Origin of the sequence: Dyella jiangningensis (genome assembly GCF_003264855.1) — a bacterium.
GTDB lineage: Bacteria > Pseudomonadota > Gammaproteobacteria > Xanthomonadales > Rhodanobacteraceae > Dyella > Dyella jiangningensis_C.
In genome coordinates this window covers 118,223-133,011 of sequence record NZ_NFZS01000001.1, presented here as the reverse complement: position 1 = coordinate 133,011, position 14,789 = coordinate 118,223, and the positions used below count along the sequence as shown (strand labels likewise).

The window sequence follows — 14,789 nt, the reverse complement described above, 5'->3', positions numbered from 1 at the left end:
CATGCCTGACCATCCCGATATCCGCGTCCAGCCCATCGACGCGTCCCTGCGTTCCGCCCTGCTCGAACTGGCGGTGCACGAGGCGCAGTACGATTTCGTCGGCCCTATCGCGGTGTCGCTGGTGGACGCGGAGGCCTGCGAAGGCAGCGAGCCCATGGCGATACTGCGCGATGGCGCACCGATCGGTTTCTATCGCCTGGAATACCGGCCACGCAGCATCGCCGACATGGATTTCGAGCGCGCCACGGTGGGCCTGCGCTCGTTCTTCATCGATGCGCGCTGGCAAGGCCAGGGCCTGGGTGCACGGGCGCTTGCCGCCGCCCTGGCCGATCTCGCGCAGCGCCACCCGCAGATGCGCGACGTGGTGCTGACCGTGAACCTGCGCAACACGGCGGCCCTCGCGCTCTACCGGCGCGCCGGCTTCCGGGAGACCGGTGGGCTGTACCATGGCGGGCGCTCGGGGCCGCAGCACGTGATGCTGTGCGCCCTGCCCCTTTGAACCCGATCGAGAGAACACCGCCGTGCACGATTACCAGCGCGATTTCATCGAACTCACCCTGCAGCGCGACGTGCTGCGCTTCGGCGACTTCACGCTGAAGTCCGGCCGCCAGAGCCCGTACTTCTTCAATATGGGTCGCATCGACTCCGGCGCCGCGCTGGCCCAGCTGGGTCGCGCCTATGCCGCGGCAGTGGTGAACTCGGGCATCGAGGTCGACATGTTGTTTGGCCCCGCCTACAAGGGCATCGCACTGGCCGCGGCCACCGCCATCGCGCTGGCGGACGCGCACGACCGCGACCTGCCCTGGGCGTACAACCGCAAGGAAGCCAAGGACCACGGCGAGGGCGGCGTGCTGGTCGGCGCGCCACTGAAGGGTCGCGTGCTGATCGTCGACGACGTGATGACCGCCGGCACCGCCGTGCGCGAATCGCTGGCGTTGATCCGCGCACAGGGCGCCACGCCGGCCGGCGTGCTGATCGCGCTCGATCGCCAGGAACGCGGCCAGGGTGCCATGTCGGCGGCGCAGGAAGTGACCGCCGAATTCGGCATCCCTGTCATCGCCATCACCAGCCTGGGCGATGTACTGGCCTATGCGGGCGAGCGCCCCGAACTCGCCGCCGAGCACGCCAAGCTGGTGGCCTACCGCCAGCACTACGGCATCAACGCCTGAACCTCGCGGCAGCCCAGCGACTCCGGTCACATTGGAGACAGCGAAGCCGTGGCAACGTCATGGTCTCGCCATGCGGCTGGATATACTTCCGCCCACAAGGGGGAATTCCATGCGTAAAGCACTACTCGTCATCGCGGTCCTCGCGCTGACCGCCGGCGCGCAGGCGCAGGCACAGAAGACGTCGTCCAGCAGCTACCGCTACCGCTGGAAGGACGCGTCGGGGCTGCCGCACTACAGCGACAGCCTGACGTCCGATGCGCTGAAGTACGGGTACGACCTGGTCAACGATCGTGGCCTGGTGGTGCAGCACGTCGACCGCCAGCTCAATCCGGAGGAGCGCGCCGCGGCGAAGAAGGTCGCCGATCAGCAGGCCGCCGACCAGCGCGCGGCGCAGGAGCGCGCGCGCGTCGATTCGCAGATGCTGGCCGCCTATCCCACCGAGGACGACTATGCGACCTCGCTGAAGCAGAGCCTGGACAACCTCGACCAGCAGATCGGCACCACGCGCGTCAACCTGCGCAGCCAGGAAAAGGCGCTGACCGACCTGCTCACGCGCGCCGGCGACCTGGAACGTGCGAAGCAGCCGGTGCCGAAAGTGCTCAACGACAGCATCGCCAAGCAGCGCAACGTAGTCACGCAGCAGCGCGATACGCTGGAGCGTGAATTGAATGCACGCGACGCGGCCGAGAAGAAGAATGGCGACGATCTGAAGCACTATCGCGACGTGAAGGCCGCGAAGGAAAAGGAACGTTCGGGCCTGTAAGCAGCATTCCGCCCGGCGGAAGAACGCTTTCGAACCACAAAGGCCTCGGTGACCCCGAGGCCTTTTGCCGTCAGAACGGCAACTTCAGCGACGGATCGATCGCCAACAGCTGCGAGCGGAACAGGCCCTGGATGCGCTTGAGCGCCGCTTCGTTGTCCGCATCGAAGCGCAGCACCAGGACGGGCGTGGTATTGGAGGGGCGCACGAGGCCCCAGCCATCCGGCCAGTCGGCGCGCACGCCGTCGATGGTGGTGAGGGTGGCGTCGCCGAACACGGCCTTCTGGCGGAACGCGTCGATGAAACGGTAATGCTCGCCTTCGCGCATCTCCACCTTCAGCTCCGGCGTGGACACGCCCTTGGGACAGGTGGCGAAGATCTCTTCCGGCGTGCGCTCTTCCAGGTCGCCGGCCAGGATCTCCATCAGTCGCGCGCCGGCATAGATGCCGTCATCGAAGCCGTACCAGCGCTCCTTGAAGAAGAAGTGGCCACTCATCTCGCCCGCGAGTTCCGCATCGGTCTCGCGCATCTTCGCCTTCATCAGCGAATGGCCGGTGCGCCACATCAGCGGGCTGCCGCCGGCATCGAGAATGACGCCCTTGAGATGGCCGGTGCACTTCACGTCGTAGATGACCGTGGCGCCCGGCTGGCGCGACAGCACGTCGCGCGCGAACAGCATCAGCGTGCGGTCCGGGAAGATGATCTCGCCGGCCTTGGTCACCACGCCCAGGCGATCGCCATCGCCGTCGAAGGCGATGCCCAGATCGGCGCCGGTCTGCTTCACCGCGAAGATCAGGTCTTCGAGGTTGTGCGGATCGGACGGATCGGGGTGATGGTTCGGGAAGCTGCCGTCCACATCGCAGTAGAGCGGAATCACGTCGCAGCCGATGCCTTCCAGCACCTGCGGCGCCACCGCGCCGGCGATGCCGTTGCCGGCATCGATCACCACCTTGAGGCGGCGCTCCGCCTGCACGTCGGAGGTGACGCGATCGACATAGTCGGGAATGACGTCGACGTGGCGCAGGCCGCCCTTCTCGCCGCGCGAGAGCTGGTCGGACGTGATGCGCTGGTAGAGATCCTGGATGGCGCCTTCGGACAACGTCTCGCCGCCGACCACGATCTTGAAGCCGTTGTATTCCGGCGGGTTGTGGCTGCCGGTGACCGCCACGCCGCAGCCGGTGTTGAAACGGTACGCGGCGAAATACACCACGGGCGTGGGCACGGCTCCCAGGTCGATCACATCGATGCCCGCCGTGCGCAGGCCTTCGGCGAGGGACGCCGCCAGCTCCGGGCCGGAAGTCCGGCCATCGCGGCCGACCACGATCTCGTGCAGGCCCTTTTCACGCATCACCGTGCCGATGGCCTGGCCCAGCAGGCGCGCCACATCGACCGTCAGCGATTTGCCGACGATGCCGCGCACGTCGTAGGTGCGGAAGATCGTGGGATCGATCGTCGCGGGCGCGGCCGGCGCCGCAGCTGCCTTGATGGCGGCGAGCCGGGCCGGAGCGGACGGCGGAGGTTCGGGCGGGTTCTCGATGAGATCCGCGAACACCGGTTCGTCGGTGTCCACCACGCGACGGACGCCCAGGCGGTTGCGCATCCACAGCAGGTACACACCGCCGCCAAGGCACAGCAGAGCCAACAGTCCAGTCAGTGGCCAGACACGCGGCAGCACGATATAGGCGCGCGGCAACGCGGCCACCACGCTAAGCGTGGTTTCCGCGATGGGCAGGCCCGTCGCTTCGCGCTCGGCACTCGGATTGCCGGAGGCGAGCAATCGCAGGTCGCCGCGGTCATCGCCTTGGCGCAGCTCCAGGCGACCACCCGCCGGGGGGACGGATTCGAAGCGCTCCTGCACCGGCGCAAAAGGCATCGCGACCCAGACCCAACCCTGAGGATGCTCAGGCCGCCCGACGGGCACGACCAGGCCCAGCAGGCGGCCATTCTTGTCCGGCAGCGTCTGGGCCAGCGGTTTGCCATCCGCCGTTTGTGCAGCCATGAGCTGCGCGGCCTTGCCGTAACCGAACTGGCGGTAATTGGCATGCAGCACTTCGTCCAGGCTGCCGCTGTACACGTCCACGGCGAGCGCCTGGGGAATCAATTGATGCAGTGCTGCGGCGCCCTGGACCGGGTCGGTCATCAGGGCGGCGGGATCGGACGCCTTCACTGCCGCTTCGATGTGGCCACGCTCGGCGGCGACCTCGGCGGCCACGGCTTCGGCGGCATGCTTTTGCGCGGCGTGCACGCGATCGATGGCGCTGTTTTCGTCCGCGATCAACCAGGTCTGCCACAGGCAGCCCAGGCCGAGCAGCAGCAGCAAGGTACCTGCCGCCAACGGCAGCAGGCGTCGCCAGTCGATCGGTCCAGCCAGCGGTTGTCCGCCCAAGCTGATGAATTTCGCCATGCCCTGTCCCCGCACAGGTTGTCGGGTTCCGCACCGTGGCGCGGAACTAGTTGACTCCGGTCGAACCAAAACCGCCCTCGCCCCTCTGCGATGGCGCGAATTCCTGTACCACTTTCAATCGCGCCTGCGCCACCGGCACCAGCAGCAGCTGGGCAATGCGATCGCCCACCGCGATGGTGTAGGGCTGGGTGCCGCGGTTCCAGCACGAGATCATCAGCGGCCCCTGGTAGTCGGCGTCGATCACGCCGACCAGGTTGCCCATCACCAGGCCGTGCTTATGGCCCAGGCCCGAGCGCGGCACGATGAGCGCGCACCAGCCCGGATCGCCAATATGGATGGCCATGCCGCTGGGCACCAGTACGCTTTCGCCCGGCTGCAGGGTCAGCGGCGCCTCGAGGGCGGCGCGCAGGTCCATGCCCGCGCTGCCGGCGGTGGCTGCTTGCGGCAGTTCGATGGTGTCGCCCAGGCGCGGATCGAGGATCTTCAGTTCGACATCAATCATCCGCGCACCGCCGCGTAACGCTCGGCGATCTTCGCGACCAGCTGGCGCGCCAGCTCCGTCTTGGAGGCACGCGGCAATTCGATGGCGCCCTCGGGACCATACAGGGTGAGTGCGTTGTCGGCGGCCTCGAAGCCGAGGCCGCCGCCGACCTGGTTGGCGGCGATCATGTCCAATCCTTTGCGCGCGAGCTTGTCGCGGGCGTAGCGCTCCACATCATGCGTTTCCGCGGCGAATCCGACCAAGAAGGGGCGCACGGTTTGCGCGGCCAGCGTGCCGAGGATGTCCGGATTCTCGGCCAGGCTCAGTTCCAGGGCGGCGCCGTCGCGCTTCTTGATCTTGTGATCGGACACTTCGGCGGGGCGGTAGTCGCCCACGGCGGCGGCGCCGATATAGATGTCGGCATTCGCGGTGGCGGCTACCACCGCGTCACGCATCTGGGTCGCGCTGCGTACGTCGACGCGGTGCGCCACGCCCGGTGGCGTGGCCAAGCTCACCGGACCGGCCACCAGCGTCACCTCGGCGCCGGCCTGCGCCGCGGCCTCGGCCACGGCGAAGCCCATGCGGCCCGAACTGCGGTTGCCGATGAAGCGGACGGGATCGATGTCTTCATAGGTCGGCCCCGCGCTCACCACCACCTTGCGTCCACGCAGCACGGCATGGCCTAACGACGCGACCATCGCTTCGCGCAGCTCCATCGGCTCCAGCATGCGGCCCGAACCGATGTCACCGCAGGCCTGGTCGCCGGAGGCGGGGCCGAGCAGGTGCACGCCGCGCTGGCGCAGCGTATCGACGTTGGCCTGCACGGCCGGATGCGCCCACATCTGCTGGTTCATCGCCGGCGCCACATAGAGCGGCGCCGCGCTGGCAAGGCAGACGGTGGTCAGCAGGTCATTGGCGAGGCCATGGGCGAGGCGTGCGATGAGATCGGCGCTGGCCGGAGCGATCAGGATGCGCTCGGCCCAGCGCGCCAGTTCGATATGGCCCATCGCCGCTTCGGCTTCCGCATCCCACAGACTCATGCGCACGGGTTGGCCGGACAGCGCCTGGAAGGTGGTGGCGCTGACGAAATGCGTGGCGCCTTCGGTCATCACCACGCGCACCTCGGCACCGAGATCGCGCAGGCGACGGACCAGTTCGCAGGACTTGTAGGCGGCAATGCCGCCGGATACGCCCAGCAGGATGCGGCGTTGGGCAAGACTCATGGTGTAGGCCTGACAAACGTTATGGCTGGTAGCTTACCGGAATCGTCAGTGTGGCTCGGTGACAGAGGCGCGGGCCAGCGTGTGAACCCTTCTCCCGCTGGGAGAAGGTGGCGGCCCCACGGGGACTCCCTTCGATCGCAGCCGGATGAGGGTGCGGGCGGAGCGAACCTTGTCAGGCTACGCAAGCCCCGCACCCTCTCCCCAACCCCTCTCTCCCACAGGGACTACCTTCGGGTCGCCGACGGGAGAGGGGCTAAATCATCAGGCCACCACGCGGGGATGGAGGATGTCCTCCAGCCCGATGCGGCGCAGCAGTTCCGCCCTCACACGGTCGGCCACACCGTTGACGATTTCGGCGCCGTCCTGCGAAGGGTCGACATGCACACGGAACGGCCGCCTGCCGAACGGCGCATCGACCACGGCGACGATCGCATCGGCCACCGCCTGCGGATCGGCATCGGCCGGTTCCAGCGCGGCCAGCCCCTTGAAGGCGACCTCGCTGAAATCGGAAGTCGGGCCTTCCGCATACGCTTTCGCCACCGCCTCGTCGGCCGGGGCACCGGCGTGGGCGAAATGATTGGTGCCCTGGGTGAAGGCGCCAGGCACGACGATGGAGGTCTCGATACCCCAGCGCGCCAGCTCGCCCGCATAACTCACCGCCAGCGCGTCCATGCCCGCCTTGGCGGCGAAATACGGCGCCAGATACGGCGGCGTGCCGCCACGCGTGCTGCTCGACGACACCCACACCACCAGGCCGCGCCCCTGCTTGCGCAGCTGCGGCAACGCGGCACGATTCACGCGCTGCGTGCTCAGCACGTTGACGTCGTAGAGCGCGGCGAACTGCTCGGGCGTGAACGCTTCCGCCGGCCCGTACGACATGTGCCCCGCGTTGTGCACCACCACGTCGAGACGCTCATGCGCCGCGACGATCTGCGCGATGGCGGCATCCACCGACGCCTGCGAAGCGACATCCATCTCGATGGGGCGCAGGTCGATACCCTGCTCGCTCGCGTACTGCTGCATCTCAGCGACGCGCGGCGCGTTGCGTCCCGCGGTTTCGCGCATGCCTGCATAGACCGTATGGCCCGCATGGGCGAGAGCGCGCGCCGTCATCAGGCCAAAGCCGCTCGACGCGCCGGTAATCACGATGATGTTCTGCATGGGAATCTCCAGGAGGCTTCACCGCTCGCGGCGAAGCGCTTTGACCAAGAAGGAAGGGGCGTGCCGGTTCAGACCATGCCGCCGTTGGCGCGCAATACCTGGCCGTTGACCCAGCCGCCCTCCGGGCTGGCGAGGAAGGACACGACGTTGGCGATGTCCTCGGGCTGGCCCAGGCGCTCCAGCGGCGCCACCTTCGCCAGCTGATCGATCAGCTCGGGCGTCTTGCCCTTGAGGAACAGATCGGTGGCCGTCGGCCCCGGCGCCACCGCGTTTACCGTGATGGAGCGGCCGCGCAGCTCCTTCGCCATGATGTGCGTCATCGCCTCCACGCCGGCCTTGGTGGCGGCATAGACGCCATACGTGGGCAGCAGCGTGCCGACGATGCTGGTGGAGAAATTGATGATGCGACCGCCGTCGCGCATGCGCTTGCCTGCTTCGCGCATGGCGTTGAAGCTGCCTTTGAGGTTGATGGCGATGGTGCGGTCGAACAGCTCGTCGTCGGTGCCGGCCAGCGGCGCCAGCTGCATGACCCCGGCATTGTTGACCAGCACGTCGACGCCGCCAAAGGCGGTTTCGGCCGCATCGAACAGGCGGCGCACCGCCGCCGGGTCGGCCACGTCGGCCTGGGCGGTCACCGCACGGCCACCGGCCGCTTCGATCTTGCCCGCCAGCGCCTCGGCGGAGGCGGCATCGCCGGCGTAGTTGATGACCACGGTAAAGCCATCGTGGGCCAGGCGTTCGGCCACGGCGGCGCCGATGCCGCGGGAAGCACCAGTGACGATGGCGACCTTGGAAGTGTTGGCAGACATGGAAACATCCTCTGGGAGAACCGGCGCGGTGCCGGCGTGTGCAAAGGATGGTCTTTTGCCCTTCACGGATAATCTGCTGAAATTCGCCAACATCATTCGGATATCGGGAACAATGCCGTGGACAAGGTCGACGCCATGCGCCTGTTCGCCCGCATCGTGGAGCGCCGCAGCTTCACGCGGGCCGCCCAGGACCTGGAACTGCCCCGCTCCACCGTCACCGAGGTGGTGAAGAAGCTGGAGGCGAGGCTCGGCGTACGCCTGCTGGAACGCACCACGCGCCAGGTGCGCCCCACCCTGGACGGCGAGGCCTATTACCAGCGCTGCCTGGCGATCCTCGCCGAGATCGAGGAGGCCGAAGCCGCCTTCACCGGCGCCCGGCCCGCGGGCCTGTTGCGGGTGGACGTGCACGGCACGCTCGCCCGCCATTTCATGCTGCCGGGGCTGCCCGGCTTCCTGGAACGCTATCCGGATATCCAGTTGCGCATCGGCGAAGGCGATCGCTATGTCGACCTGGTGCGCGAAGGTGTCGACTGCGTGCTGCGCGTGGGCAAGCCGACCGACAGCAGCATGATCGGCCGGCGGATCGCCGTGCTGGACGAAGGCACGTACGCCAGCCCTGCCTATCTGGAACGCCACGGCGTGCCGACGTCGCCGGACGATCTCAAGGACCACGCCATGATCGGCTTCGTGTCGTCGGCCTCGGGCAGCGTGATTCCGCTGGAATTCCAGGTCGATGGCGCGTTGCGGCAGCTCGCGCTGCCGCACGCCGTCAGCGTGGCGGGTGCGGAGATGTATGTCTCCCTGGCCCGGCTGGGCATGGGCCTGATCCAGGTGCCGCGTTACCGCGCGCAGGAGGATCTGGCCCGAGGCAGCCTGGTGGAGGTGCTCGCCAGTCACCCGCCATCCCCGTCCCCGGTGTACGTGCTCTATCCGCAGAACCGTCAGCTTTCACCGCGAGTACGCGTATTCATCGATTGGATCTCGGCGGAATTTGCCGCGCGGCTACCTGCGGCGACATGACCCTCCCTCCGCTTGCCGTCCGCTGGCGCGGTGCCTGACCTGAAGAGGGGCGGATATCCGATGGGCAGCCGTGCATCGCGCCGCCAGCCTGTGGGCATGAGCATTCGCGAATGGCCCGAACTGGAACGTCCCCGGGAAAAACTGTTGGCCCGCGGCTGCGGCGCGCTGTCCGACGCCGAACTGGTCGCGGTACTGCTCGGCAGCGGCTTGCCCGGCAAGGACGCGATCGCCCTGGGCCGTGAACTGCTGGTGGCCGCCGGCACCCTGGGCGCGCTGCTCGCCGATCCGCACGCCAGCGCACTGCGCTTGCGCGGCATCGGCCCGGCCAAGCGCGCCCGCCTGGTCGCCGCGCTGGAACTCGCCCGGCGTTCGCTGGCCGAGCAGTTGGCCGAACGCCCCGCGCTCGGCAATCCGCGCGAGAGCGGCGACTATCTCAGCGCGCAGCTGCGCCACCTGCCCTACGAAGTGTTCGGCTGCCTGTTCCTCGACAACCGCCATCGCGTGCTGGCGTTCGAAGAACTGTTCCGCGGCACCGTCGACGGCGCCAGCGTGCATCCGCGCGAAGTGGTGCGCGCCTGCCTCAGGCACAACGCATCGGCCGTCATCTTTGCGCACAACCATCCGTCCGGCGTCGCCGAGCCCAGCGCGGCCGATCGAGCCATCACGCGCGAACTGAAAGAAGCACTGCAGCTGGTTGGCGTGCGCGTGCTCGATCATCTGGTGATCGGCTCGGGAGCACCGACGTCGATGGCGGCGCTGGGGTGGATGTAAGGCGAGTCGGTGCCAACCGTTTCATCATGCGGCACGCATCGACGACAGCCATGCGCATCGCATCTGCGCTTGCGCGTCATTGCATCAACACCTGCTTCGGCCACTAAATCGCACCGGCCTTTCAGGTTATATACAAGGCCGGCAGGCTGAGTAACCTCCCGCGCTACCACGTTCCCAAGCGGAGCTCGGACCATGCGCAACCTGTGGAAGTACACGGTGCTGGCTGGGGCTGGCGTCGTTCTCACCAGTTCGTCGCTAGTCGCGTCGTTTTCGTTCGAGACGCGCGCTTTCGATCCCGGTGTCCTGGCATCTGCCATCTGTGGCGGCAAGGCATCCGCGCCGTCGCTGACGCAGCATCTGGCGCTTGCTGCGGCCGTCGCCGCGCCGTCAGGCGCAGCATCCGCGCCCATGCCACTCTTCGCCGATCTCACTACATCGCACGTGGCGATCACGACGGGGAGTGAACAGGCGCGGCGCTATGTCAACCAGGGCCTGGTGCTCACCTACGGATTCAATCACGCCGGTGCCGTGCGATCGTTCAGGGCGGCGCAACGGCTCGATCCGGATTGCGCGATGTGCTGGTGGGGCGAGGCGCTCGCGCTGGGCCCCAACATCAATGCACCGATGGACGATCGCGACCGCAACGCCGCCTTGGCGGCGATGGATCGCGCACTCGACTTGCGCGAATCCGCCTCGCCGCTGGAGCAGGCGCTGATCGATGCGATCGCTCGGCGCTATTCGCGCGACGCGAAGGCCGACCGCGCCGCGCTCGATGGGGCCTATGCGGATGCCATGCTCGATGTCGCGCGTCGATTCCCCAAGGACGACGACATCGCCGTGCTCGCCGCCGAAGCAGCGATGGACACCAGCCCCTGGAACTATTGGGAAGCCGACAAGCGCACGCCGATCGGGCGCAGCGGCGAAGCCGTCAAGCTGGTCGAGACCGTGCTCGCGCGCCATCCGGGCCATCTCCAGGCGGCGCATCTCTACATCCACCTGATGGAGAACAGCGCCGATCCGCGTCGTGCGGAAGCGGCGGCGGATCGATTGGCGCAGCCGCTTGCCCCCAGCGCGGGGCATCTCGTCCACATGCCGGCGCACATCTATGCGTTGACGGGTCGCTACGCAGACGCCATCCGCGTCAACGTCGCGGCGGCCCGCGCGGACGAGACACTGATTCGCAGCACAAACGACCACAGCCTCGTGCGCTATGGCTACTACCCGCACAACATCCATTTCATCGTCGCGTCGGCACAGATGGCAGGCGACATGGAGACGGCGATTCGGGAAGCCCAACGCCTGCGCAGCGTGCTTGATCCGGAAACCTCCGCACGCATCGCGTGGATCCAGGCGATCGATGCCGCGCCCTATCTGGCCATGGCGCAGTTCGCGCGGCCCGAGGCGATCCTCGCCATGCCACCGTCGGACCCGCGTCTCCCCTACGCCACGGCCATGCGCCTCTATGCGCGCGCCGTGGCGCACGCGCAGCGACAGGATCGCACGGCATTCGACCGCGAGCTGACGGCACTCGCCGCGCTGCGCGCTTCCGATGCGTTCGCGCCGATGATCGAACAGGGCGTGCCCGCACCCGACCTCCTGTCACTGGCTGAAGCCGTTGCCCGCGGTCGGTTCGCGCAGGCACAAGGACGTTTCGAGGAAGCGGCAGGCCATTACCGGGAGGCGATCGCCCTCGAACGCAAGATTCCCTATCAGGAGCCTGCCTACTGGTACTACCCGGTCAGCCAGTCGCTGGGCGCGGCCTTGTTCACGGCCGGCCGCTACGACGAGGCCAGCCAGGCGTTCCAGGCAGCACTCAAGCAGACGCCGCGCAACGGCTGGGCGCTCTATGGGCTGGCCCAAAGCGAGGATGCGTTGGGACATCCGCGCGAGGCGGCCGAGGCGCGCACGGCCTTCGAGCGCGCCTGGCTGGGCGATCCGTCCTGGCTGCGGATGGAGCGGCTCTGAGGGGCGGGCACCGGCGCCGGCTGTCATGCCGGCCGCCGAACTCTGAAAAAGCAACGGCGCGGGGGGAGGTCCGCGCCGTTTGGCCGTTTGTGGGGAGAGAAGGAGCACGGCGGTCTCCCGTCCGGTCCGGCGGGGAGGTGCCGGGGGACGGAAAGGAGTGTGGCAGTGCCGCATGACAGGGGCATGACGCGAAACTTGCTTCGGTGTCGACGGGTGGCTGCAGGCCTTGTCCCGGGAGTTATGCACATTCGGCCTGAGACGGCACTTTCCGCTCCATTGTTGCCAGCGGCCTCATGTGTGCACTTCAATACGCTGAATACAAAGGATATTTTTCTTTACACCTGCATTTCCGCCGCAAATGCCGCTGCCGAACCACTGTCGTGTCAGCGATTCCCCACAGAGTTATCCACAGATTTCTCCCCCGCAACGCAGCACGCCGAAAAGCCTGCAACGAGCCGGCTTGGCGGGCGCCGGTCTGATAGGATTGCGGGTTCCATCGTCGCCCGACCAACGCCGTGAAAGAACAGCTGCGTGAACTGCTGCTGCAGGCGCTTCGTACCCTGCAGAACGACTCCACCCTGCCCGCCGACCTCGAGGTACCGAGCTTCGTGATCGAGCGCGCGCGCAACCGCGACCACGGCGACTTCGCCACCAACGCGGCCATGCTGCTGGCCAAGCCGGCTCGCGCCAAGCCGCGCGAGCTGGCCGAGAAGCTGGTCGCCGCGCTGCCCGCCAACACCCTGGTGGCCAAGGTGGAGATCGCCGGCCCGGGCTTCATCAACTTCTTCCTGGCGCCGGGTGCGTACCACGACGAAGTGCGCCGCATCATGGCCGAGGGCGATGCCTATGGCCGCAGCCAGAGCGGCAAGGGCGTGATGGCGGGCGTGGAATACGTGTCGGCCAACCCGACCGGCCCGCTGCACGTGGGCCATGGCCGTGCCGCGGCGATCGGCGACTGTATTAGCCGTCTGCTCGACGCCACCGGCTGGAACGTCAAGCGCGAGTTCTACTACAACGACGCCGGCGTGCAGATCAACAATCTCGCCATCTCGGTGCAGGCGCGTGCGCGCGGCCTGGCCCCGGGCGTCGAAGGCTGGCCGGAAGACGGCTACCGCGGCGACTACATCGCCGACGTGGCGCGTGCCTACATGGCCGGCGAATCGGTGGAGGCGGACGGTGAAGTCGTTACCGGCGCGAAGAACGCCGACGATCTCGAAGCCATCCGCCACTTCGCCGTGGCCAGCCTGCGCCGTGAGCAGAACCTCGACCTCAAGGCCTTCGGCGTCCGCTTCGACACCTATTTCCTGGAATCCTCGCTGTACACCGACGGCAAGGTGGACGAGACCGTGCGCGAGCTGGTCGCCCACGGCCACACCTACGAGGAGGGCGGTGCGCTGTGGCTGCGCTCCACCGATTTCGGTGACGACAAGGATCGCGTGATGCGCAAGTCCGACGGCACCTACACCTACTTCGTGCCGGACGTGGCTTACCACCGCAGCAAGTGGCAGCGCGGTTACGCACGCGCCATCACCGAGCTGGGTTCGGACCACCACGGCAGCCTGGCCCGCGTGAAGGCCGGCCTGCAGGCGCTGGACTGCGGCATCCCCCAGGGCTGGCCGGAATACGTACTGCACCAGATGGTGACGGTGATGCGCGGGGGCGAGGAGGTGAAGATCTCCAAGCGCGCCGGCAGCTACGTGACCCTGCGCGACCTGATCGACGAGGTCGGCCGCGACGCCACGCGCTACTTCCTGATCGCCCGCAAGGGCGACTCGCAGCTGGTGTTCGACATCGACCTGGCCCGCTCGCAGAGCAACGACAATCCGGTCTACTACATCCAGTACGCCCATGCTCGCGTCTGCAGCGTGCTGCGCCAGGCTGGCGAGAAAGGGTTCACCTTCGATCTGCACAATGGGCTGGCCCACCTGGCGCGCCTGGACAACGAGCACGAGCAGATCCTGTTGACGGAGCTTTCGAAGTATCCGGAGCTGGTTGAGACCGCCGCGGCGAACCTGGAGCCGCACCTGGTCGCCACCTGGCTGCGCGAGTTGGCGAATGCGTTCCACACCTACTACAACTCGCATCAGTTCCTGGTGGACGATGCGAACCTGCGCGACGCGCGATTGGCGCTTATCGTGGCGACGCGCCAGGTTCTGAAGAACGGTCTTGATTTGCTGGGCCTCAGCGCCCCGGAGAGCATGTAAATGGCAGCACGCAAGGGCAAAGGCCGACAGGCCGTCCGCAACTCGAGCGGCGGCATGCCGGGTTGGGGCTGGGCCGTCATCGGCATCCTGGTCGGCGCCCTGCTGATGTTCGCCATGCGCGGACACCTGCCGATGGCGCCCCGCGGCAACGATGGCCCGCAGCCCAACGCGCAGGCCACGGCCCAGCGCGGCAGCGACGCCGGCGCGGCCGGCAACGAAACCACCTCGGCCAACGACACCGCGCCGGCACCGAAGAAGCCGCAGTACGACTTCTATTCCGTGCTGTCGGAGAAGGAAGTGCGCATTCCCGATGCGGTAATCAGCGCGCAGGCCAAGGCCGAGCAGCAGCAGAAGCAGCAGGCCGCCCAGCAGGCGGCGCAGGCCGCCGCGGCCCAACAGCAGCAACAGGCGGCGTCCAAACCGGCGCCGGCTGCGGTCTCCGAAGCGATCACGCCCGCGCCGGAATCGGCCGTGCATGCCGCGCCGGCCGCGGCACCGACCGCCAACACTGCCTCCACCGGCAGCGGCTACCTGCTGCAGGTCGGCGCTTTCCCGAGCGCCTCCGACGCGGAGACGCTGAAGGCCAAGCTGGCCATGCAGGGTTTCGTCGCCAACGTTGCGCCGGTCAACGTCAACGGCCAGACCTACAACCGCGTGCGCCTGGGCCCGTTCCATTCGGCCACCGAGCTGGAATCGGCCAAGCAGCGCCTGGCGTCGGCCGGCATCAATGCGATTGCGTTGAAGGAAGGCAAATAGACGGGGCGCCGATCGCTCAGCGATGTGCAAAGGAAAGCCGTGTCTCGCGACACGGCTTTTTTGTTA

The 14,789-nt window shown here is 67.5% G+C and carries 13 protein-coding genes; 8 read left to right on the top strand and 5 right to left on the bottom strand.

What is annotated here, in order from left to right; genetic code table 11:
• Position 1 precedes the first annotated feature (1 nt).
• The 3 genes from CA260_RS00565 to CA260_RS00555 all read left to right on the top strand — a co-directional run bounded on the left by CA260_RS00565 (position 2) and on the right by CA260_RS00555 (position 1,932).
• The gene (locus CA260_RS00565) at positions 2-499 is read left to right on the top strand and encodes a GNAT family N-acetyltransferase (protein WP_111980545.1); all 498 of its coding nucleotides are present in this window, start codon (positions 2-4) and stop codon (positions 497-499) included.
• Positions 500-521: 22 nt separating this feature from the next.
• Entirely contained in the window at positions 522-1,169 is a 648-nt protein-coding gene (pyrE, locus tag CA260_RS00560; protein ID WP_111980544.1) for an orotate phosphoribosyltransferase, read from the top strand.
• 109 nt (positions 1,170-1,278) lie between these two features.
• Entirely contained in the window at positions 1,279-1,932 is a 654-nt protein-coding gene (locus CA260_RS00555; protein WP_111980543.1) for a DUF4124 domain-containing protein, read from the top strand.
• 70 nt (positions 1,933-2,002) lie between these two features.
• Here CA260_RS00555 and CA260_RS00550 read toward each other — a convergent pair whose 3' ends face one another.
• The 5 genes from CA260_RS00550 to CA260_RS00530 all read right to left on the bottom strand — a co-directional run bounded on the left by CA260_RS00550 (position 2,003) and on the right by CA260_RS00530 (position 8,007).
• The gene (locus CA260_RS00550; protein WP_111980542.1) at positions 2,003-4,333 is read right to left on the bottom strand and encodes a phosphomannomutase/phosphoglucomutase; all 2,331 of its coding nucleotides are present in this window, start codon (positions 4,331-4,333) and stop codon (positions 2,003-2,005) included.
• Positions 4,334-4,379: 46 nt separating this feature from the next.
• Complete coding sequence (gene dut, locus CA260_RS00545; protein WP_111980541.1) at positions 4,380-4,835, bottom strand: dUTP diphosphatase; 456 nt, start codon at positions 4,833-4,835, stop codon at positions 4,380-4,382.
• Entirely contained in the window at positions 4,832-6,037 is a 1,206-nt protein-coding gene (gene coaBC / locus CA260_RS00540; protein ID WP_111980540.1) for a bifunctional phosphopantothenoylcysteine decarboxylase/phosphopantothenate--cysteine ligase CoaBC, read from the bottom strand. The genes dut and coaBC overlap by 4 nt, the downstream gene beginning before the upstream one ends.
• 261 nt (positions 6,038-6,298) lie before the next feature.
• Positions 6,299-7,198: an SDR family oxidoreductase gene (locus tag CA260_RS00535; RefSeq protein ID WP_111980539.1), complete on the bottom strand. Its 900-nt coding sequence runs from the start codon at positions 7,196-7,198 to the stop codon at positions 6,299-6,301.
• A 68-nt stretch (positions 7,199-7,266) separates the two neighbouring features.
• Positions 7,267-8,007 (bottom strand): SDR family oxidoreductase, encoded by a 741-nt coding sequence (locus CA260_RS00530; protein WP_111980538.1) that lies wholly within the window; start codon positions 8,005-8,007, stop codon positions 7,267-7,269.
• A gap of 117 nt (positions 8,008-8,124) precedes the next feature.
• Here CA260_RS00530 and CA260_RS00525 point away from each other — a divergent pair, with 117 nt between their 5' ends.
• The 5 genes from CA260_RS00525 to CA260_RS00505 all read left to right on the top strand — a co-directional run bounded on the left by CA260_RS00525 (position 8,125) and on the right by CA260_RS00505 (position 14,723).
• The gene (locus tag CA260_RS00525) at positions 8,125-9,027 is read left to right on the top strand and encodes a LysR family transcriptional regulator (protein ID WP_111980537.1); all 903 of its coding nucleotides are present in this window, start codon (positions 8,125-8,127) and stop codon (positions 9,025-9,027) included.
• 96 nt (positions 9,028-9,123) lie between these two features.
• Entirely contained in the window at positions 9,124-9,798 is a 675-nt protein-coding gene (radC, locus tag CA260_RS00520) for a RadC family protein (protein WP_111982931.1), read from the top strand.
• A gap of 192 nt (positions 9,799-9,990) precedes the next feature.
• The gene (locus tag CA260_RS00515; protein ID WP_111980536.1) at positions 9,991-11,763 is read left to right on the top strand and encodes a tetratricopeptide repeat protein; all 1,773 of its coding nucleotides are present in this window, start codon (positions 9,991-9,993) and stop codon (positions 11,761-11,763) included.
• Positions 11,764-12,278: 515 nt separating this feature from the next.
• Positions 12,279-13,967: an arginine--tRNA ligase gene (gene argS, locus CA260_RS00510; RefSeq protein WP_111980535.1), complete on the top strand. Its 1,689-nt coding sequence runs from the start codon at positions 12,279-12,281 to the stop codon at positions 13,965-13,967.
• Positions 13,968-14,723, top strand: coding sequence for an SPOR domain-containing protein (locus CA260_RS00505; protein ID WP_111980534.1), 756 nt, complete (start codon positions 13,968-13,970; stop codon positions 14,721-14,723). It abuts the gene before it with no gap.
• The last annotated feature ends 66 nt before the right edge of the window (positions 14,724-14,789 follow it).

Coding starts and splice junctions, on each gene's coding strand:
- CA260_RS00565 (WP_111980545.1), top strand. CDS start 2: ATGCCTGACCATCCCGATATCCGCGTCCAGCCCATCGACGCGTCCCTG.
- CA260_RS00555 (WP_111980543.1), top strand. CDS start 1,279: ATGCGTAAAGCACTACTCGTCATCGCGGTCCTCGCGCTGACCGCCGGC.
- CA260_RS00550 (WP_111980542.1), bottom strand. CDS start 4,333: ATGGCGAAATTCATCAGCTTGGGCGGACAACCGCTGGCTGGACCGATC.
- dut (WP_111980541.1), bottom strand. CDS start 4,835: ATGATTGATGTCGAACTGAAGATCCTCGATCCGCGCCTGGGCGACACC.
- coaBC (WP_111980540.1), bottom strand. CDS start 6,037: ATGAGTCTTGCCCAACGCCGCATCCTGCTGGGCGTATCCGGCGGCATT.
- CA260_RS00535 (WP_111980539.1), bottom strand. CDS start 7,198: ATGCAGAACATCATCGTGATTACCGGCGCGTCGAGCGGCTTTGGCCTG.
- CA260_RS00530 (WP_111980538.1), bottom strand. CDS start 8,007: ATGTCTGCCAACACTTCCAAGGTCGCCATCGTCACTGGTGCTTCCCGC.
- radC (WP_111982931.1), top strand. CDS start 9,124: ATGAGCATTCGCGAATGGCCCGAACTGGAACGTCCCCGGGAAAAACTG.
- CA260_RS00515 (WP_111980536.1), top strand. CDS start 9,991: ATGCGCAACCTGTGGAAGTACACGGTGCTGGCTGGGGCTGGCGTCGTT.
- CA260_RS00505 (WP_111980534.1), top strand. CDS start 13,968: ATGGCAGCACGCAAGGGCAAAGGCCGACAGGCCGTCCGCAACTCGAGC.